The following is a 19,547-nucleotide window of genomic DNA, read 5'->3' on the forward strand; positions in this document are numbered from 1 at the left end:
CACCCCGCCCCTGGCGACGGGCGCGATAAATCAGTCGCGGACAACTCCTGCGTGCTCTAGGTTTGCCCGTATGGCAGGTAGTCCTGGCCGATGGCTCACCCTCTACGAGGCATTGAGCTAGCGAATCAGTTGCCCAACTCGGCCGCCATCAGGGTATCGGCGGAGCTACGATGCGCAGATGGCGCATCCCGCTCCGCCGGTTCCGGGGGCGACGGTCGCTCCGGACCGCTCGCCGGGCGGTCCGCGCGGCACCGGGGTCGCCGAGGTCGTCGAGCGATTCACGCAGGCCTGGCAGACGGCCGAAAGGCCCCCGGATCTGCCTGCCTACCTACCGGACTCCCCAGCCATCCGCCGCGTGTCGCTGATCGAGCTGATCAAGGTCGACTTGGCGAACCGGTGGATGCGCGGCACCGAGCCGAAGCGTCTCGCCGAGTACGTCGAGGACCTGCCGGAATTGCGCACCTGGCCGCTGCCGCCCGATCTCATCTACGAAGAGTTCCACGTCCGCAGGCGCGCGGGCAGTTCGGTAGATGTCGAGGAATACACCGCCGCCTATCCCGAACAGGCCGAGCAACTCTCGGAGATGCTGGCCACCGACGACTACCGCAGCACTCTGCTGGCCGTCTACACCGACCCGGTGAACCTCGACGAGATCGATGTCGGCCAGAAGATCGACGACTTCGACCTGATGACCGGGCTGGGGCGTGGCGCGTTCGCGCGGGTGTTCCTGGCCAGACAGCGCTCCATGCAGCGGCTCGTCGCGGTGAAGATCTCCCAGGACAAGAGCGCCGAACCACAGACCTTGGCCCAGCTCGATCACGACTACATCGTGCGGGTCTTCGACCAGCGGGTGCTGGAGAGTCGCCGCCTGCGCCTGCTGTATATGCAGTACGTGCCGGGCGGGACGCTGTTCACGGTGCTCGAGCGGGTGCGCAACACACCGGCGGCCGAACGCTCGGGCGCACTGCTGGTCGATGTCATCGACTCCGTACTCGCCGACAAGGGCGAGATCCGCCCCAGCGAATCCCCTGTGCGCGCCGAACTGGTCGAACTGTCCTGGCCGGAGACCATTGCCTGGCTCGGGCGCAGACTGGCCCAGGCACTGGACTACGCCGGACGCTGCGGAGTGCTGCACCGCGATATCAAACCGGCCAATGTACTGCTGACCGCCGAGGGCATTCCGAAACTCGCCGATTTCAATATAAGTTTCAGCGGCAATGTCTCCGGGGACAGCCCCGTCGCCTACTTCGGTGGCTCGCTGGCCTACATGTCGCCGGAGCAGCTTGCCGCTGTGCACCCGGACAAAACGACGACAGCCGCCGACCTCGATACCCGCAGCGATCTCTACGCGTTGGCCGTCATGCTGTGGGAATTGCTCACCGGCCGTAAGCCTTTCGATGACGACAAGACGAACGGCGGTGATCGCACCGCACTCGATGGCATGTTGGAGCGCCGCTCGGGCAGTCCGCAATCGCTGCCCTATCAGGATCTTCCGGCCGATTGCCCGGCCGCGCTGCGCCGCGCACTGGTCCGCGCCCTCGACCCTGATCCGGATAAGCGGTGGGCGCGCGGGGCGGATATGGCCCAGCAGTTCGATGTCTGCCTGGACGTGCGCGCCCGCGACCTGGTCGACCCGCCGCCGCACAGTTGGCGGTTGCGGGCCCGAGTGCTCATGCACCTCATCATGGCGCTGGCCATCGGCGGTCCGAATGCGCTGGCAATCCTGTACAGCTACAACCACAATCGCACGCTCATCATCGCCAAACTGGACGAGCAGGCGCAGCTCCGCTTCGACCAGATCGCACTGGCCACCTACGGCATCTGCTTCCTGATCGGGATTGTCGTCACCAATGTGCTGGTGGTCGATCTGTGGTCCATTTCGCGCGGGCTACGCAAGGGCAGGTCCTACGACGCGCCGACCCTGGCGCGCGCCCGCAGCGAGGCCCTGCAACTGGGTCGCCGAAATGTGTTGACCTGCTTCGCATTATGGGTATCGGCCGGTGTCGTCGTCCCGGTGTCGGTGCAGGTCTCGGGCAATCACCTCACCGCCCAGGCCTATGTGCACTTCTTCATCACCCAGATCGTTTGCGGCGCGATCGCCATGGCCTACCCGTATTTCCTGGTCAGCTTCTATGCGGTGCGCAGCATCTACCCGATGTTCCTGCCGCACGGCGGACTCGGCGCCGCCGACGGCGTCCAACTGCGCCGGCTCGACCGCAGCAGCACCTACTTCCTCGCCATCGCCGCCGCGGTACCGCTGCTCGGCGTCGCGGGCGCGACGTTCATTCCCGCCGAGGATATTCCGGCGGTCATCGTGCCGCTGCGTGTGCTGTGCGTGGGCAGCGCGCTTGCTTTCGTCGCCATCTACTGGTTGTTCCGGATGCTCGAACAAGACCTCGCCGCTCTGGAACGTATTGTCACCCGCTGATCAGCCGGGCTGTATGAGCATGCGAGACGACGCTGTCCTCGCCGGCTCCACCGCGCTGCGCTGGCGGCGGTATCGGTCTTCGCCCGCTGCGACGAGCACGTGATCGAGGCGCTCATGTCAACTTCTTCGGCGCGATCGAGGTCGACATCGACGCCGAACTGGCCCAGCTCGGACCCACCGGGTATCGGCCCCTACGGATGCGCGACACTCTTTTCTGACGTGAGAGCGGTCAGATCGGCCCAGGGGGCGGCAAGTTCGGCGTCGAGCTGGGGTTGTTCGATGCCGAGTTCGTGCGCCATCCAACCGGCGGCCGCATCGGGGTCGTCGCGCACGTTAGGCGGTGGTGGCGAACCACCGGCGGGATCCGCGCCAGCCTCGCCGCCGCTCCCAGCGCAGTGTGTGCCCGCAAGCCGGATCCGAGATCCATTTTCACTACAGTGTAGATATGGTCTACGATGTAGATGGCAATTGGAGGAGTGGTGCTCGTGGCTCGTAGCGATGCTTCGCGAATGGTCGAGGTGCCCGGCGCCCGGCTGTACACCGAATCGGCCGGGACGGGTCCGGTCTTGGTGCTCATCTCCGGTGGCGGGGGTGATGCGGGGATGTACGAGGAAGTGGTGCCGTTGCTGGCCGATCGGTACACCGTCATCACGTTCGACCGGCGCGGGAATTCGCGTAGTCCGTTCACGGCGCCCGATGCCGCGATCGATCCCGCGACCCAGGCCGACGATGTCGTCGCTGTCCTGGATGCTTACGGGATCGACCGCGCGTCTCTGTTCGGCAATAGTGGCGGCGGCATTGTCGCACTGGAAGTGCTTGCCCGGCATGGTAATCGGCTGGTGGCCGCGGTCGTGCACGAACCGCCGGTGATCCAGCTGCTGCCGGAGGACAGTCCCGCTCGGCAGGAGCTGTTAAACATCAACCGGCTCGCCGTGGAGAAGAGCCTCATGCGCGGCTATGCCGCGTTCGGCGCTCTGACAGCGCCGAACATGCCCGCAGTGTTGCGAACGACCGCGGGTCAGACCGTGCTTGCCGGTGCGAGCCGGGCGGCGCTGACGGTGGGATCGATGATTCGGCGGATCAGCGGCCGTCGGCCGTCCACGATGACTCGCCAAATGCTCAATGCGAATCTGCTGCTGACGCGGGAAATGCCGGCGCTGTGCTTCGATTATCGGCCCGATGTCGATGCGCTGCGAAAGGTTGAGGTGCCCTGGCGCCTGGCTACCGGCTGGGACAGCGTCGGCCGGTCGTACTACCTATCGACCGAGGCTCTTGCCGACGAACTGGGGATGGTGTGCGAGGAGTTCCCGGGCGGGCACGTGGCATATCTATTGCAGCCCGAGGAGTTCAGTGCGCGGCTGAGCGGGCTGCTCGGGGAGTTGACATCGTGACTGCGGATAGGCGGCTCGCTCCGCCGACCCGGACGGTGTTGAACCGCGAATTCATTGCGATGCGTGCGCTGGCGCTCGTCGATGAGATCGGCATGGATAAGTTTTCGATGCGCAAACTGGGAACCGCCCTGGGTACGGACCCGATGGCGGTCTACCGGCACTTCACCGACCAGCAGGACCTGTTCGACGGTATGGCCGCAGCGATGTTCGACGAGCTGGAACTGGAAAAGCTGCCCTGGCAAGCGGATTGGCGCGAGATGATGCGGGCCTACGCGCATCGGCTGCGTTCCATCCTGGCCCGGCACCCGGATGCGGTACCCATCTTCGCCACCCGTCCGGTGCGCAGCGCGACGGCCATCGACGTCGGCAATCGGATGATCATGCAGTTGACGGCGGCCGGCTTCGCGCCCGCGGCAGCACTGCAATTGTCCCGTTGTCTCCGCGAATTCGCGATAGGCCATATCCTCAGCCGGGTAGCAGCGGGAGGGCGTGGCCACAAGCCGGCGCGCGATTCGCCCGAATACAACGAACTCGCCGCTGCGGCCGACGCTGCGGCCGGCGACTACTTCGACATCGGGCTGACCGCCATGTTCGATGGATTCGACCGGAATATCGGCTAGGGTTCCGATCGTTTCGTTCATCGCGAACGGCGCTGCCCGCGCACCGGCAATGTGCACGGGCAGTGGTCACGGGGCAGTGGGGCGTCAGCGCGAAGAAGGTCCCGATCGGCGGCCTGCCCCAGTCGCCGTTGACACTCTGGGTGACGATCCGGCCGCCGTCCCCGGGGCGTCGGCACGTCAGCCAGTGACGAGGAAAATTCACGCTCAGCGGTGCGGTCAGATCGACCCAGGGGGCGGCAAGTTTGGCGTCGAGCCGCGCCACGTTCGGCAACAGGCGATCGGGGTCCTCGAGGCTCTCACAAATCAGATACGAGAGTTCTGCGACAGGCCCTCGAGCCTGTCGTGTTCACCGTTCACGAGCTCAAGCGCCTGGCCCGCAACGCCGCCGAACTGATGGCCCTGTCGGCCGAACTCCAGACCGGCGGCATCCCGCCTGCATCCTGCGACCCGGCGACCAACTCACACCCGAGGAAGCCGAGCTCCGCGACCGTCTCCAGGCTCAGGTTCTCGAGCAGTACGAAGACCAGTAGCCAGCCGGAACCCTCAGCGCCGTACCCGTCCCTGACCAGGGACTACGCCATATTCGTTGCTTTTCGGCGAAAGCTACCGAGACCCCAAAGGGCCGGTTGTGGTCGACACTGCTGCGAGTCCTCTCCGAGGCTGATGTCGATACTCAGGCCCGCCTCGGCAAGCTGTGGGCCAAGCTGCCCGCTGACGAACGCACGGATATCGGGGAAGGGCCCGCGATCTCGGACTCGCGACGCGCATGGCGACACTGACAGTCACACTGGACATCTACGGCTGACACCCGGTGCGCATTCCCGTTAGTGCACCCAAATGCATACGCGCGCAGCCGGTCTCGGGGGAGGTGCCCCGAGACCGGCTGCGTCGCAGGCGATTACACCGGCGTGAAGTCCCGGCTCGCGATATACGTCGGTCGCGGGGCCGGGGCGGCGAACGGCTCCACCAGCGTGTTCTCCACGCTGTTGAAGACCAGGAAGATGTTCGACCGCGGGAACGGCGTGATGTTGTTCGACGAACCGTGCATGATATTCGAATCGAACAGCAGGGCCGATCCGGCGCTGCCGGTGAACTGGGTAATGCCGTACCGGTTCGCCAGCGCATTGATATCCGCGTGCGTCGGTACGCCGATCTCCTGCTCCTGCAACGATTCCCGATAGTGCTCGGCCGGCGTGCTGCCGGTGCACGGCACGAAGGTACGGTGCGAGCCGGGCATCACCATCAGGCTGCCGTTGATCGGATAGTTGTTGGTCAGCGCGATGGACAGGCTGACCGCGCGCGGTGCGGGCATGCCGTCCTCGGCATGCCAGGTCTCGAAATCCGAATGCCAGTAGAAGCCGGTGCCGCGGAAGCCGGGCATGTAGTTCACTCGGCTCTGATGGATATAGACATTCGAGCAGAGCACCTGCCTGGCCAATCCGGCTACCCGGGATTCGCGCACCAGATCGGCGATCGCGCCGCTGAGCCGGTGCACCTCGAAGACCGAGCGCACCCGGTTCGAGGACTTCTCAACGATCACCCGGTCGTCGCCCTGCAGCGCAGGATCACCGGCGAGACGGTCGATTTCGGCGCTGAACTCCGCGACCTCGGCGGGTGTCAACAGCTCTTCGACGATCCCGAAACCATTGGCATCGAAGGAGGCCAATTCCTCGGAATCGACCGCGCCCCACACGGTGGGATCGGTCCGGTCCCGGTGCTCGCCTGCCGTGACGAGCCGAGTCGGGTAGCGATCGTCGGTCTGCACCAACGTCATTGCGCCTCCTATCCGCTTACCTGGGCCGCGACGAGCGGGTAGACGCCGTCGCTGTCGTGGACCTCCTGCCCGGTGACCGGCGGATTGAACACGCACATCATCCGCATATCGGTGCGTACCTCGAGACGGTGGCGCTCGTGTCCGTCGAGCAGATACATCGAGCCCGGTGCCAATTCGTAGCTGACGCCGTGGTCCAGATCCGTCAGCGTGCCCTCACCTTCGATGAGCCACACCGCCTCCACGTGGTAGCGGTAGTGGAACTCGTGCACGGTCCCGGCTTCGATGCTGGTCTCGTGGAAGGAGAATCCGACGCCGTCGCCACCGAGCACAATGCGCTTACTGCGCCAGCCCTGCCCCGCGACATCGCGTTCGGTGCCGGTGATCTCCGCGGTGCTGCGCACGATCATCTCAACGCTCCTGTCCGCAAACGGTGCCGATCGCGCCGGTCAGCACTCGCAGACCATACTCGACCTCGTCGTCGGTGACCGTCAATGGCGGCAGCAACTTCACCACTTCGTCCAGCGAACCGGAGGTCTCGACCAGCAGACCACGCTCGAAGGCGACCTGGCAGACCTTGCCGGCCTGGGACGGATCGTCGAAGACCACACCATGCACCAGTCCGCGACCGCGCGTCGAAATGCCCGGGAAGTACTCGGCCGCCTGGGCCAGGGCCGCACCGATGCGCTGTCCCTTGGCCTCGGTCGAGGCCTGCAGGGTGCCGTCGGACCAGAAGTGCTCGAGCGCGGCCTGTGCGGTGATGAAGGCCGGGTTGTTACCGCGGAAGGTGCCGTTGTGCTCACCCGGGGCCCACACGTCGTGCTCCGGCTTGAACAGCACCAGCGCCAGCGGCAAACCATAGCCGCCGATGGATTTCGAGAGCGTCACGATATCGGGGGTGATACCGGCGATCTCGAAGGAGAAGAACGGTCCGGTCCGGCCACAGCCCATCTGCACATCGTCGACGATCAGCAGAATGCCGCGCGCAGTGCACAATTCGGACAGATGCCGCAACCACTCCGGCCGCGCGATATTCACCCCACCCTCACCCTGCACCGTCTCCACGATCACCGCCGCGGGCCGGTCGAAACCGGACGAAGTGTCGTCGAGCACCCGCTCCATCCACTGGAAGTCGGCAGTCGTGTTGTCGAAATAGCCGTCATAGGGCATATGCGCGGCATGCACCAGCGGCACACCGGCGCCCGCCCGCTTGGCGGCGTTGCCGGTCACCGACAACGCACCCAGAGACATGCCGTGGAAGGCGTTGGTGAAGCTGATGATCGTCTCGCGTCCGGTGACCTTGCGGGCCAACTTCAGCGCGGCTTCGACGGCATTCGCGCCGGTCGGGCCGGGGAACTGGACCTTGTAATCCAGGCCGCGGGGTGCGAAGACGGTGTCGCGCAAGGTTTCCAGCAGTCCGCGCTTGGCCACGGTCGACATATCGAGACCGTGGGTGATCCCGTCACCTGCGATGTAGTCCAGCAGCGGCTGCTTGAGCACCGGATTGTTGTGGCCGTAATTCAACGCACCTGCTCCGGCGAAGAAGTCGAGGTAGTCCTTCCCGTCCTCGGCGCGCAACCAGCTCCCGGACGCGGTGGTGAACACCGTGGGCCAGGCGCGGCAATAGCCACGGACATTGGATTCGAGCTCCTCGAAAATGGTCGTCTCGGCGGTAATCATCGTCGATCCTCCTGCTTTCGGGCGGTGGGGGCGATCAAATAGAGGTCTTCGGCAGCGTGGCTGCCCGGGAAGAGTTCGGAATCGAACAAGGGGTGTTTGGTCAGCTCGGCCGACCGGCGACGCGCCACCGAGGCGAACATCGCGATCGAGGCCGGGTTGTCCGGGGCGATCGTGGTCTCCAGTGCCGAAACACCGGCGCCGGCCACGGTATCGAGCAACGTGTCCAGCAGCGCCGCGCCGAGGCCCTGCCCCCGCTGTTCGCGCTCGACCGCGACCTGCCACACGAACACCGTCTCCGGCGCCTGCGGACGCAGGTAGCCGATCACGAATCCGACAACCCGGCCACCGACTTCGGCAACCACCGAGGTGCTCGCGAAATCACGACACCACAGCAGGTAGGCGTAGCTGGAGTTGGTGTCGAGAACCTGCGAATCCCTGGCGATACGCCAGATCTGGGCCGCGTCACCGACTCTCGGCGGGCGCAGCACCGGCTGCGCGTGCGGTCCGGAAATCGGTACGGCCGAAGGGTATTCGGTGACCGACGGTTCGATCGTCTTGGTGGACAAGGTGTGCAGTGACATACGTCTCCCTGGTCGGGTCTGCAGTACTTATCCAGGCTTACGAAGCAACTTTGAGGTGAACCTGTCGAACTCTTTGCGGTTGTATTACGAAAAGATCACAACCGCAGGCAGCGTCATACTTCGGTGCCACTGCGGCATTGGTCACAGGCTCAGCGCTGTAGATCGAGTCGGTAGCCGAGACCTCGCACGGTGACCACGATGCGCGGCTCGGAGGCGTCGAGCTCGATTTTGGTGCGCAGGCGGCGCATATGGACATCGACGATCCGCTCATCACCGAAAAAGCCGTCGTCCCATACTCTTTCGAGCAGGACGGTGCGGCTGAGCACCCGTCCCGGCGATTCCGCGAGTTCGCAGAGCAATTTGAATTCGGTGATGGTGAGCCGGATTTCGTCTTCGCCGCGGCGTACCGCGCCGCCATCGCGATCCAGCACCAGCTGTCCGTCGGGGTGCGCGTCGAGTACGGCCTCGCGCGGCGCTTCGCGCTCCATGGTCAGGCGCGCGCGACGGCGCAACGCCCGCATGCGCGCGGAGATCTCCTTGATCTCGAACGGCTTGGTGACGTAGTCGTCGGCTCCCGCCTCCAGCGCGGCCACCACATCGTGGGTGTCATCGCGCGAACTCACCACGATGATCGGCACGTCGTGCTCGCGGCGGATCTCCCTGATGCAATCGAAACCGTCCATATCGCCGAGCATCAGCTCGACGATCATCACGTCGGGAGCGCCGTTGTTGCGCAGATACGTCAGAGCGTCCTCGGCCTCATGTGCCTCGGCAACGTCGTAACCCTCGTCTTCCATGGCCGTGCGCAGTGCGCCACGCACCACTTCGTCGTCGTCAACGATCATCAGGTTTGCGGTCAAGCCCTCATCCCTTGCAGCCACGCGGATGCGACGCGACGCGGAGACTCGCGTACCCGGAACCGACGCGAAAGTCCGCACTTCGAGCACCTTTGCCAACTGCTTGAATACCCGGACCGACCAATTGGTAAACGGCAGGTCACGGGCAGCCGGTTAGCGTCCAGCTACTCCACCCTGCGCATGAAGACCCGATTTGTGCAAATTGCACGTGACATGCGACACATTTCGGCCAGTGTCACCATTCGTCCCGATGGGACTGTTCCAACCGGTTGAAGTTGCTCGGTCCGCCGTCGGCCCTGCGCTCCTGATAGCGGAACATCAGCTGCCGCGCGTCGAAGGTGGCGAACCATTCGTCCCAGCCCACCGCGCGCAGCACCGCGCCGCCGTACCCCGGGAAATCGAAGCGCAGGACGCCGAGGCGCCCGTCGTATTCACTGCCCGGCATGGTGGCCGGGCGCGCACCACGCTGCTCGGCCCACCGCCGGATCACTTCGTGATTGCGGGTGACGAGGAAGCGGCCGGGCTGCTGCGGGCCCTCGCCGCGAACGACTGATTCCGGCGGTTTTTTCAGCGACCTGAAAGCCCCCGGTCCGGCGTACGGATCTCGGGTGGCCGGTCGTCGCTGATCGTTCATGACGACCTCCTTGCGCGTCGGCATCAATAGTCCGGTTCCTCTTCGCGTACCCGCGTGCAACGCCGGGCAAACAGTGGATCCGATCACTATGAAAACCATTGCGCCACAATGTGTTCACCCCGCCGATCAGTCGCGTAGCGCGGCGTCGCGCAACTTGCCGAGCGTTCTGGACAGTATGCGAGAGACATGCATCTGCGAAACGCCGAGCTGTTCGGCGATCTGAGACTGGGTCATGGACTCGAAGAAGCGCATGACCAGCACCTCGCGTTCCCGGTCGGGCAGCTCCTCGATCAGCGGCCGGACCGCCAGATAGTCCTCTACATACTGGTAGCTGGGCTCGTCTTCACCGAGACTGTCCAGCAGCGGTTGCGGCGCATTCTCGATGTCGTCGCCGGCCACCGCGTCGATCGAACTGGACTGATATGCATTGCCCGCGATGAGTGCCTGGGTGACCTCGACCAGATCGACATCCAACTCGGCGGCGATCTCGCGCGCCTTGGGCAACCGGCCCAGCCGCTGCGATAGCGCCTCGATGGTCGGACCGATGCTGAGCTGGATCTCCTTGGTGCGCCGGGGCACCCGCACCGCCCAGGTGTTGTCCCGGAAATGCCTTCGCACCTCGCCCATGATCGTCGGCACCGCGAACGACAGGAACGAGGAACCGCGCGACACATCGAAGCGGTCGACGGCCTGCACCAGACCCAATCGGGCCACCTGCAACAGATCGTCGAAGTTCTCGCCGCGCCCGGAGAATTTGCGCGCAATATGTTCGGCCAGCGGCAGGCACCGGCCGATCAGCTCCTCGCGCAACAGTTCTCGACGGTGATCGGCCGGGTCGATGGCGGCGATCTTTTCGAAGAGCGGCTCGATATTGTCGTAACTGTCGCGGTGCGCTCTCGAATCAGCCGCCATCACCACTCCGTGCCCAGCTGAAGTCGACGACAGTCGGGTATCCGGAAACCACGCTGTCGAACGGCTCCTGCGCCGCCGAGATCGACTGTGTCAGCGTGCGGACGATATGCCAGCCGAATCCGGCTTGGCCGACCACCTTCTCCGACACCGCGACCGCGGCCACGCGCACGAACATCTCGTGATCGTTGTAGGTGAAATCACAGTCCAAGGTCGAGCCCGGTGTCGCCTCCAGGATCAACGAGGTGGCTACCTCATCGAGCGCAAGCCGGATGTCGACCACTTCATCGATCGCGAAATCCGCGATGAGCGCGACTGTTTCGGCGAGCGCGCGCAGCATGGTCAGCTGCTCCAACTCGGCGGGGATGCGAACCCCTATCGTCGTCGTCGTCTCCGCCGCGGACTGGGAACTCCACTCCCCCATGCCCATCACCACCTCTTTTCCTCCGAGCCGACCGGAACCTGCCTTCGAGTCGGGGGCCATTCGCGACTTACCCGGCCGGTCATCATCGAAACATCGCAACCGGTGTGGATTCGACTCAGTCGGCCTCGATCCGTTCATGCGCAGTCAACAGCAGATGGTCGAACCGCGTACGCAATTCGGCCGTCGAATCGGTCAACGCGCCGAGATCGGCGATCAACCGGGCGGCCAGCGCCCGCAGTTTGATGTTGGTCTCCTGCGAGCGCCAGCTCAGCACCCGGAACGCCTGTTCGGCGTTGATGCCGTAGACCAGCATCAACGCGCCCTTCGCCTGCTCGATCACCGCGCGGGCCGCATACAGTTCGGGCAGTGCGTCGTCGAGGGTCTCCTGTTGGCGTTCCTCGAGTGCGTCGGTGACATCGATGTAGTAGCCCGACGTCCCGATCACCGTTTCCTCCTCGTCGAGCATCTGATCGGCCACCACGATCACGTGGTGCACACGACCGGTCGTATCGATGATCCGGTGCCGGCTGGAGAACGGCTGCGCGTTTTCGATGGAGTTGGCGAGGGTGTCGGCAACCTGCGCGCGATCCTCGGGGTGCTTATGCGATAACAGCAGCTCGGTGGTCGGTGTCACTGTTCCCGGCTCGTATCCATGCAACACCGCGACCTCGTCGGACCACTCCCACCGCTGGTCGGCAAACCAGAAGTAGAACGTGCCGACGTTCTGCGCCTTACCCATGCCGATAACCCGACCCAACACCTGCGCCTGCTCAGGCGAAACAGATCCACTCTCCGTCACAGCGCAAGTATGGGGCGCGATCATGCTCGGTGCCGGGATATCGGCCCGACCAGGGACTTAAGGCCTCATTATGTGTCCAGCGCGGCGCGCATCGTCGGGAAATCACAACACACGGCGCGTACTCCGGTAATGGCGAGCACCCGGTCGATCTCGCGGCGACCCGAGACGATGCGCACATCGGGGCCGCCGTGCGCGGCCCGCTGGGTGATCGCTCCGATGGTGGCCGCGACCCGAATACTCAGGAATTTGGTGGCGCGCAGATCGAGGACGACCGCATGGCATCGGGTCGTGACGGCGTGTTCGAGCATCGCGCGGAACTCCGGGAGTGCGGCCGCATCGAGTTCACCTTCGGCGCGCACCACCACACACTGTTTACGGCGATCGACGCGTTGCGCCCAGAACCGGTTGCGTGGTCGTTCACCGGCCGGGTGCTGCCCGTTTGAACGGTGCTGAAGAACGGCAGACATTTAAACCTCCCAGAGGGGATTCCGGTCCTGCACGGCAGGATCGGATCGGCGGGAGGGCGGCGGTATCGGCGGTAGGTAGGACACTTAGGTTGTGGCCACGCTGGGTCAGGTGTCGCTACGCGCTCCCGCTGGCCGAGTCCTGCGTAGTCTGTCGCCACGTCGGACCCAGGGTCGGCTGTAGTCTCAACCTTTTCCTAGTCTGGCACGTGGGCTCGGTCCGATTCAACTGTCGGAACCGTCACGGCCGTCGCGCCACCGCCACGGCGCCACGACCCAGGCCGCCGCGAACAGCAGCGCGACCACCACACCCGCCACCGCACCGGCGATGGTCCCAGCGACGGCAGCCATCACCAGAGTCGTCGCACCGGTCAGCGCGAGACCGAGCAGCGCGATCCCTGCTATCGCGCAGCGATGTGCCGCCGCCACGACACTGCCCAACCGATGGCGCCGGAACAGGATCCGATGCCACGACACCGGCGCGACCAGGAACACCGTGGCACCCATCGCCGCGGAGACGGTACCCAGATACAACACCCGCATCAGCTGCGACAAGGTGGTGAATCCGGCCTGGAACGGGAGGATCAGCAGCGCGCTGATCAAGAACTGCACACCGGTCTGCACGACCCGCAGTTCCTGCACAAGATTGGACCAATTGCGGTCCAGCCGTTGGGTTTCGGTCTCGTGCCTGGCGTGGCGATCCCATTCCTGATCATCTTTGGTCACGGCTGGGTCATCGCCTTTCGATGTCGTCGCCATGGTTGCTCCTGGGTTCGCGCTCCGTGTTGGCGGCGTACCCGCGCCGGGCCTACGTACACCCGCGATCGTTGATCGCAGCGCCGCTGATTCGGTGTTCGACGGGCGGGTACGCGGGTGATGACGCCGATGCGCTCGGCGGCATCGTTTCGAGGAGGAGCGATCCATCATGAGAAACACCGGAGCCTGCCGAGGTCGCATCGCCGTGGTGGCCGTCGCGGTCGCGCTGGCGGTCGTGGCGGGCGGCTGCGAGGAGGCCCAGAAGGCGGTGAACAAGGGCGGTGACACGCCCTGTAGCGAATTCGTCGCGCAGGACAAGGATAAACAGCGCATCACGGTGACCAAATTCCTCGAGCAGGAACGCAACGGCAATGCGCCGGCGACCAATGATCAGACCGTCGACGCCTCGATCGCCGCAATTGAATTGATGTGCCGGGCACAGGCCAATCCGGACACCCCTATCCGCAAAGCCGACTTGACCGGCATCCTGGTGCCGAAGTAATCACGGTACCGAAAATAATGGGTTGCCGGACAATATTGTCCGGCAACCCATTACCTGTCATACGCAGCGATTGTCGATAATCACTGCCCCTGCTGGTAAGCGCGCTGGCGCTGTTCGTCGAGCTTGGCTTCGGCACGCTGCTTCTCGGCGGCCGCTTCCTTGCTGGCTGCTTCACGCTGTGATTCCGCCTTGTCCTGCTGGGCTTTGCCTTCATCCCGCAGGTCGTCGTTTCCGAAGACTGCGCCGGCGGCCTCCTTGATCTTGCCCTTCGCGTCTTCGACGACGCCTTCGACACCTTCGCGGGGACCACTCTTGTGCTCGGACACGATATCTACCTCCGAATTATCGGTTTCAGGTGGACATTCGCCGCATACCCGGGATCTGCCAGTTGAACCAGAATTCCGAATTTTTCGTCGTGGATTCCGTGAATTCCTGCCGCATATCGGAATGTTTCGGTGGTGCGGCAGCGGTTATCGCCGGAGCATGAGGTCCCTGTGGTTGAACGATGCCGAGGTGCCGGCGCGACTACGACTCATGCCGGGGCTGCGGTTCGACACGGTTGTGATCGGCGCCGGGCTCACCGGCCTGGTGACCGCCCTGCTGCTGGCCGAGAGCGGTGTCGACGTGGCCGTGCTGGAGAGTAGGCGAGTCGGGGCGGGTACCACCGGTGCCAGTACCGCGAAGGTCAGTCTGCTGCAAGGGATTCGAGCGCAGCGGATCCGCGGTCGTCACGGCGATCGAGCGGTGACCGACTATGTCGAGGCCAATCGCGAGGGGCAGCAGTGGCTGTTGCGCTACTGCGCGGAGCATTCGGTGCCCGTCCAGCGCGTCCCGGCACTCACTTACGCTCAGTCCGAGTCTGAAATATACGCTGTGCGAAGGGAATACGAGGCGACACGGGCCGCCGGGCTGGCCACCACGCTCGTCGAGGACCTGGACGCGCGGTTCCCGGCGCACGGTGCGGTCCGGCTCGATAACCAGGCTCAACTCGATCCGATGGCACTGCTTGCCAGTTTGGCCGCCGATATCGAATCGCGCGGCGCGTCGATCTTCGAATCCACCCGGGCCAAGGGCGTGCACAGTGGCGAACACGACCAGTTGGTCATCGAGACCGAGCACGGCGATCTGGTCGCGCGCACGATCATTCTGGCAACCGGCACACCGATACTCGACCGCGGCGGCTTCTTCGCCCGGCTCACCGCCGAACGCTCCTATCTGGGCGCCTTCCGGGTCGCCGAGCCGATCCCGCACGAAATGTTCATCAGCGCGGGCGCGCCCACTCGGTCGCTGCGGTATACACCGGGACCCGATGGCACGGAGCTACTGCTGGTCGGCGGCAACGGCCACGTGGTCGGGCGCACGAATGCCGCGAGCCGCCGGGTCGAGGAGTTGATCGCCTGGACACGGCGGTGTTTCCCCACCGCCGAACCGCTGCAGAGCTGGTCCGCGCAGGATTACCACCCCGTCGACGAACTGCCCTACGTCGGTCCGCTGCTGCCCGGGAATCGCATCCTGCTCGCCACCGGCTACGCCAAATGGGGCTTGACCAACGGCATCGCCGCAGCCTTGGCGCTCGTCGGCCGGATCAATGGGAAACCACCCCGGTGGGCCGCTACCTTCGCCAGCTGGCGCCCGCGCGAACTGAAGTCCATACCTGCCGCCGTATTCGCCAATAGCTCTGTGGCCCAACAACTTTCCTTCGGTTGGCTGCGCATGCTCGGCACCGGTCTCGGTGCAGCGCCTGCCGAGGGCAGCGGCCGCGTCGAACGCCATGGGCTGCGACCGACCGCTGTATGCACTGTCGACGGCGCCACCACCGAGGTTTCCGCGGTCTGCCCGCATCTGGGCGGCGTGGTGCGCTGGAACGATGCAGAGCGATCCTGGGACTGCCCGCTACACGGCTCCCGATTCGCCGCCGACGGCACGCTGCTGGAGGGTCCGGCAACGGACTCGCTGACGCCGATTTCCGGTCCGTTCCCCGGTCCCGGATCCCGTGAGTTGTGACGTGAGGGGTTCTGTGTTGCCCTATGATTGCTTCGTGGCGCCATTCAGCCTGCCGGATCTAGCTGACAATGTCGAACAATCTGATCGCCTGACGATTTAACGTCGACCCGTATTGCTTGCTGTCTGTTTGCCGTTATTGGGGCACAACTTCGGGAGGTTCTCATGCACGATGAGCGCGACCAGTTCGCTGATCTGTCCGAGGCCACGATGTCCGGCGGTCACGATCCGTCGTCCGTATCGCGGTGAGCGCGGCTAGGAATTTGATCGATGGCGGGGCACAATATTTGCAGGGATGTTGCATGGTGCCCTTTCGTGTTCGACAAACCACTTCGCCCCACCGATTGAGCGGCGAAAACTGACGACATGCACCGAAACGGCGAACGCCCGAAAGGGCTCAGTGTTTCCGCGCTGGCGGCGGTAGCGAACCCGTCGTACTCGCGAATCGACACATGGAATCTGCTCGACGACGCGTGCCGTCGGCTCGCCGATGTCAACCGTGCCGGGCTGGACACCACCCACGAAGCCGCCGGGGTGCGGCGCCTCCTCGAGCGTCTCGGCGCCTACGAGCGGTACTGGCTGTACCCGGGTGCGGCGAGACTGGCGGCATTTCGCGGATATCTCGCCGATCTTGCAACTGTGCGGCTCACCGAGGAGGTGTCGCTGGCGGTGCGTCTGCTCTCCGAGTACGGCGACGGTGCAGCTCTGTTCGACACGTCCGCGCCGTTGGCCGATCAGGAACTCGTGGCGCGGACCAGACAGCGGCAGTTCTTCACCGTCCTACTCGGCGACGATTCTCCGCCCGAGGCTCCCGAGAGCCTGGCGCAGAGCGTGCGCGCGCTTCGCGACCCCGCCGACGATGTGCAATTCGAGCTGCTTGTCGTGTCGAGCATCGAGGACGCCATCACCGCGGTCGCGTTGAACGGCGAGATTCAGGCGGCGATCATCCGGCATGACCTGCCGCTTCGTTCACACGAGCGGGTGCCGTTGATGACCACATTGCTCGGCGTCAACGACGACGTCGTCGTGACCGAGCGCACCCAGAACTGGGTCGAATGTGGCGAGTGGATCAGGCAGTTGCGGCCTCATATCGATCTGTACCTGCTCACCGACGAATCGATCGCCGCGGAGAGCGAAGACGAGCCGAACGTCTACGACCGCACGTTCTATCGGCTCAACGATGTCACCGACCTGTACAGCACGGTGCTCGCCGGCTTCCGGAGCCGGTTCGCCACACCGTTTTTCGACGCCCTGCGTGCCTATGCGGCCGCGCCGGTCGGCCAATTCCACGCCCTTCCCGTCGCGCGTGGCGCAAGCATCTTCAACTCCAAGTCGCTGCAGGATATGGGCGAGTTCTACGGCCGCAACATCTTCATGGCCGAGACGTCGTCCACCTCCGGCGGCCTGGACTCGCTGCTGGACCCGCACGGCACGATCAGGGTGGCGATGGACAAAGCCGCCAAGACATGGTGTGCCAATCAGACGTACTTCGTCACCAACGGAACTTCCACCGCGAACAAGATTGTCGTGCAGGCCCTGACCCGGCCGGGCGATATCGTTCTGATCGACCGCAATTGCCATAAGTCGCACCACTACGGCCTGGTGCTCGCCGGGGCGTACCCGAGGTACCTGGACGCCTACCCGCTCGAGCCGTTCGCGATCTATGGAGCCGTGTCCCTGCACACCATCAAGAAGGCCCTACTGGACCTCGAGGCGGCCGGACAATTGGATCGAGTGCGCATGCTGCTGCTCACCAATTGCACTTTCGACGGTGTCGTCTACAACCCACGGCGCGTGATGGAGGAGGTCCTGGCGATCAAGCCGGACATTTGCTTCCTGTGGGACGAGGCGTGGTATGCGTTCGCCACCGCGGTGCCTTGGGCACGGCAGCGGACCGCCATGGTTGCCGCCGAGCAACTCGAATCGACATTGTCCTCACCCGGGTACGCCGCGGAGTACCGCACGTGGCGCGCGTCGATGCAGGGAGTCGACCGCGCCGAGTGGAGCAACCACCGGCTGCTTCCTGACCCCGGGCGCGCGCGTGTACGCGTGTACGCGACGCATTCCACGCACAAGTCGCTGTCGGCGCTTCGGCAGGCGTCGATGATCCATGTTCGCGACCAGGATTTCAAAGCTCTCGTTCGAGAGTCGTTCGGTGAGGCGTTTTTGACCCACACCTCGACGTCGCCGAACCAGCAACTGCTGGCGTCGTTGGACTTGGCGCGTCGGCAGGTCGATATCGAGGGCTTCCAGCTGGTCCGCAATGTCTACGACATGGCGCTGGTCTTCCGTCACCGCGTTCGCAAAGACCGGCTGATCGGCAAGTGGTTCCGCATCCTCGACGAGGACGACCTGGTGCCCGACGAGTTCCGGCCCTCTGAAGTCAGCTCGTACCGGCAGGTCAGGCAGGGTGGACTGGCAGAGTGGAACGAGGCGTGGCGGTCCGATCAGTTCGTGCTCGACCCGACTCGGGTCACCCTGTTCATCGGCAAGACCGGCATGAACGGCTTCGATTTCCGCGAGAAGATCCTGATGGACCGGTTCGGTATCCAGATCAACAAGACCTCGATCAACAGTGTGCTCTTGATCTTCACGATCGGCGTGACCTGGTCGAGCGTGCACTATCTGCTCGACGTGCTGCGTCGGGTGGCCACCGACTTCGAGCGCAGCCGGGGCGCGGGCGGCAGGGCCGATCACGCCCTGCAACAGCGCCGGGTCGACGAGATCACCAAGGATCTGCCGGCACTGCCCGACTTCAGCGAGTTCGACAGCGTGTTTCGGCCCGACGGCACCAGCGTGTTCGGCGACATGCGATCGGCCTTCTATGCCGGATATGAGGAGTCCGACCGCGAACACATCCTGCTCGGCGACGCCGGGCGACGGATCGCCAAGGGAAAGACCCTGGTGTCCACCACCTTCGTCGTCCCCTACCCGCCCGGCTTCCCGGTGTTGGTACCGGGTCAGGTGATCTCGACCGAAATCCTGTATTTCCTGGCCGAGCTCGACGTCAAGGAAATTCACGGATACAACCCCGACCTCGGGTTGTCGGTCTTCACCGAATCCGCGCTGGCACGGCTGGCCGCAACTCGGCACGCGATTGCCACGGCGTCCGACGATGCGCCGCATGCAGCGACGGCGCTGGAGTCAGCTCACGCGCTGGATCGGATGCGGTTCACCGCGCAGTGACTTCGGCGTCGAGTGGCCGCGCCTGCTCGAGAATCTCGTCGACGGTCTGCTCCACGGTGAGATCGGAAGTGTCCAACCACAATCCGATGCGTGGGGTCTGCGCCCGCAGCACTTCGTCCAGGATGTCGACGGTGAAGCCGTCGTAGGCGACCTTGTCCCGGGCCGCCTCGCGTGCGGCGACCGCGGCCGGTTTCGGCGCGAGCACCACCACATACCGCGGCCGCGTCCGGATGCGGTCGAGGGTGTAGGGCAGGAACTCCCCGAGCACGACATCCTGGATGATCGCGGTGAATCCGGCCGCGGCGTACGTATCGGCGGTATGCGCGGCCAGCGCGTGTCGCAGCCGCAATTGGTCGAGTGCCTCGGTCGACGGTTCCGGACTCATGTCCGCCCGGCCACCAATGATGAAGCGCCGGAACGCGTCTCCGCGCACATGCGCCGAGCGCGGCAACCGCTCCGCCAATGCCTGCGCGACCGTGGACTTCCCGGCGGCCTGGATACCGGTGATCAGATATACGGCGGATTCCATATACGGCATGATCGC

At 64.7% G+C, this 19,547-nt stretch carries 20 protein-coding genes; 6 read left to right on the plus strand and 14 right to left on the minus strand.

Annotation, left to right across the window (positions count from 1 at the left end; translation table 11 throughout):
* Positions 1–178: 178 nt before the first annotated feature.
* The gene (locus tag ACQPXH_RS16110; protein ID WP_433603127.1) at positions 179–2,428 is read left to right on the plus strand and encodes a serine/threonine-protein kinase; all 2,250 of its coding nucleotides are present in this window, start codon (positions 179–181) and stop codon (positions 2,426–2,428) included.
* Between the two features lie 191 nt (positions 2,429–2,619).
* Here ACQPXH_RS16110 and ACQPXH_RS16115 read toward each other — a convergent pair whose 3' ends face one another.
* The gene (locus tag ACQPXH_RS16115) at positions 2,620–2,760 is read right to left on the minus strand and encodes a hypothetical protein (RefSeq protein ID WP_433603128.1); all 141 of its coding nucleotides are present in this window, start codon (positions 2,758–2,760) and stop codon (positions 2,620–2,622) included.
* A 129-nt stretch (positions 2,761–2,889) separates the two neighbouring features.
* On the opposite strand from ACQPXH_RS16115, the gene ACQPXH_RS16120 reads away from it, so the two are divergent.
* Together ACQPXH_RS16120 and ACQPXH_RS16125 are read left to right on the plus strand one after the other, a co-directional pair.
* Entirely contained in the window at positions 2,890–3,819 is a 930-nt protein-coding gene (locus tag ACQPXH_RS16120; RefSeq protein WP_433603129.1) for an alpha/beta fold hydrolase, read from the plus strand.
* The gene (locus tag ACQPXH_RS16125) at positions 3,816–4,439 is read left to right on the plus strand and encodes a TetR/AcrR family transcriptional regulator (protein WP_433603130.1); all 624 of its coding nucleotides are present in this window, start codon (positions 3,816–3,818) and stop codon (positions 4,437–4,439) included. Before ACQPXH_RS16120 ends, ACQPXH_RS16125 begins: the two co-directional genes overlap by 4 nt.
* Positions 4,440–5,337: 898 nt before the next feature.
* On the opposite strand, the gene thpD is transcribed toward ACQPXH_RS16125, so the two are convergent.
* From thpD to ACQPXH_RS16180, 11 genes are all read right to left on the minus strand, one after another.
* Positions 5,338–6,213, minus strand: a complete 876-nt coding sequence (thpD, locus tag ACQPXH_RS16130) for an ectoine hydroxylase (protein ID WP_433603131.1) — start codon at positions 6,211–6,213, stop codon at positions 5,338–5,340.
* An 8-nt stretch (positions 6,214–6,221) separates the two neighbouring features.
* The gene (locus tag ACQPXH_RS16135; protein ID WP_040690649.1) at positions 6,222–6,620 is read right to left on the minus strand and encodes an ectoine synthase; all 399 of its coding nucleotides are present in this window, start codon (positions 6,618–6,620) and stop codon (positions 6,222–6,224) included.
* 1 nt (position 6,621) lies between these two features.
* Entirely contained in the window at positions 6,622–7,890 is a 1,269-nt protein-coding gene (gene ectB / locus ACQPXH_RS16140; protein WP_433603132.1) for a diaminobutyrate--2-oxoglutarate transaminase, read from the minus strand.
* On the minus strand, positions 7,887–8,471 hold the full coding sequence (ectA, locus tag ACQPXH_RS16145) for a diaminobutyrate acetyltransferase (RefSeq protein WP_433603133.1): 585 nt from the start codon (positions 8,469–8,471) through the stop codon (positions 7,887–7,889). Before ectA ends, ectB begins: the two co-directional genes overlap by 4 nt.
* 149 nt (positions 8,472–8,620) lie before the next feature.
* A complete protein-coding gene (locus ACQPXH_RS16150; protein WP_433603134.1) occupies positions 8,621–9,331 on the minus strand; it encodes a response regulator in 711 nt (236 codons plus the stop codon).
* Between the two features lie 232 nt (positions 9,332–9,563).
* Positions 9,564–9,962, minus strand: coding sequence for a hypothetical protein (locus tag ACQPXH_RS16155; protein WP_433603135.1), 399 nt, complete (start codon positions 9,960–9,962; stop codon positions 9,564–9,566).
* 126 nt (positions 9,963–10,088) lie between these two features.
* On the minus strand, positions 10,089–10,874 hold the full coding sequence (locus ACQPXH_RS16160) for an RNA polymerase sigma factor SigF (RefSeq protein ID WP_327099227.1): 786 nt from the start codon (positions 10,872–10,874) through the stop codon (positions 10,089–10,091).
* The gene (locus ACQPXH_RS16165) at positions 10,864–11,355 is read right to left on the minus strand and encodes an ATP-binding protein (RefSeq protein WP_387283209.1); all 492 of its coding nucleotides are present in this window, start codon (positions 11,353–11,355) and stop codon (positions 10,864–10,866) included. Before ACQPXH_RS16165 ends, ACQPXH_RS16160 begins: the two co-directional genes overlap by 11 nt.
* Before the next feature lie 55 nt (positions 11,356–11,410).
* Positions 11,411–12,034: a PAS and ANTAR domain-containing protein gene (locus tag ACQPXH_RS16170; RefSeq protein ID WP_433603482.1), complete on the minus strand. Its 624-nt coding sequence runs from the start codon at positions 12,032–12,034 to the stop codon at positions 11,411–11,413.
* 128 nt (positions 12,035–12,162) lie between these two features.
* Positions 12,163–12,561 carry an STAS domain-containing protein gene (locus tag ACQPXH_RS16175; RefSeq protein WP_063045702.1) on the minus strand — a complete coding sequence of 133 codons (399 nt, stop codon included), beginning with the start codon at positions 12,559–12,561 and terminating at the stop codon, positions 12,163–12,165.
* 222 nt (positions 12,562–12,783) lie between these two features.
* A complete protein-coding gene (locus tag ACQPXH_RS16180; RefSeq protein ID WP_433603136.1) occupies positions 12,784–13,317 on the minus strand; it encodes a DUF6328 family protein in 534 nt (177 codons plus the stop codon).
* 166 nt (positions 13,318–13,483) lie between these two features.
* Between ACQPXH_RS16180 and ACQPXH_RS16185 the strand changes: the two genes are divergently transcribed.
* Positions 13,484–13,816, plus strand: coding sequence for a hypothetical protein (locus ACQPXH_RS16185; RefSeq protein ID WP_433603137.1), 333 nt, complete (start codon positions 13,484–13,486; stop codon positions 13,814–13,816).
* Positions 13,817–13,896: 80 nt separating this feature from the next.
* Here the strand turns inward: ACQPXH_RS16185 and mbp1 are convergent, their stop codons facing one another.
* A complete protein-coding gene (mbp1, locus tag ACQPXH_RS16190) occupies positions 13,897–14,142 on the minus strand; it encodes a microaggregate-binding protein 1 (RefSeq protein ID WP_433603138.1) in 246 nt (81 codons plus the stop codon).
* 157 nt (positions 14,143–14,299) lie between these two features.
* On the opposite strand from mbp1, the gene ACQPXH_RS16195 reads away from it, so the two are divergent.
* The gene (locus ACQPXH_RS16195; RefSeq protein ID WP_433603139.1) at positions 14,300–15,820 is read left to right on the plus strand and encodes an FAD-dependent oxidoreductase; all 1,521 of its coding nucleotides are present in this window, start codon (positions 14,300–14,302) and stop codon (positions 15,818–15,820) included.
* Positions 15,821–16,183: 363 nt separating this feature from the next.
* Positions 16,184–19,003 (plus strand): aminotransferase class I/II-fold pyridoxal phosphate-dependent enzyme, encoded by a 2,820-nt coding sequence (locus tag ACQPXH_RS16200; protein ID WP_433603140.1) that lies wholly within the window; start codon positions 16,184–16,186, stop codon positions 19,001–19,003.
* Here the strand turns inward: ACQPXH_RS16200 and ACQPXH_RS16205 are convergent.
* Entirely contained in the window at positions 18,990–19,541 is a 552-nt protein-coding gene (locus ACQPXH_RS16205) for an AAA family ATPase (protein ID WP_433603141.1), read from the minus strand. The genes ACQPXH_RS16200 and ACQPXH_RS16205 overlap by 14 nt on opposite strands.
* Between the last annotated feature and the right edge of the window lie 6 nt (positions 19,542–19,547).

Source organism: Nocardia sp. CA-135953 (genome assembly GCF_050955735.1).
In the GTDB taxonomy this organism is placed as follows: Bacteria; Actinomycetota; Actinomycetes; order Mycobacteriales; family Mycobacteriaceae; genus Nocardia.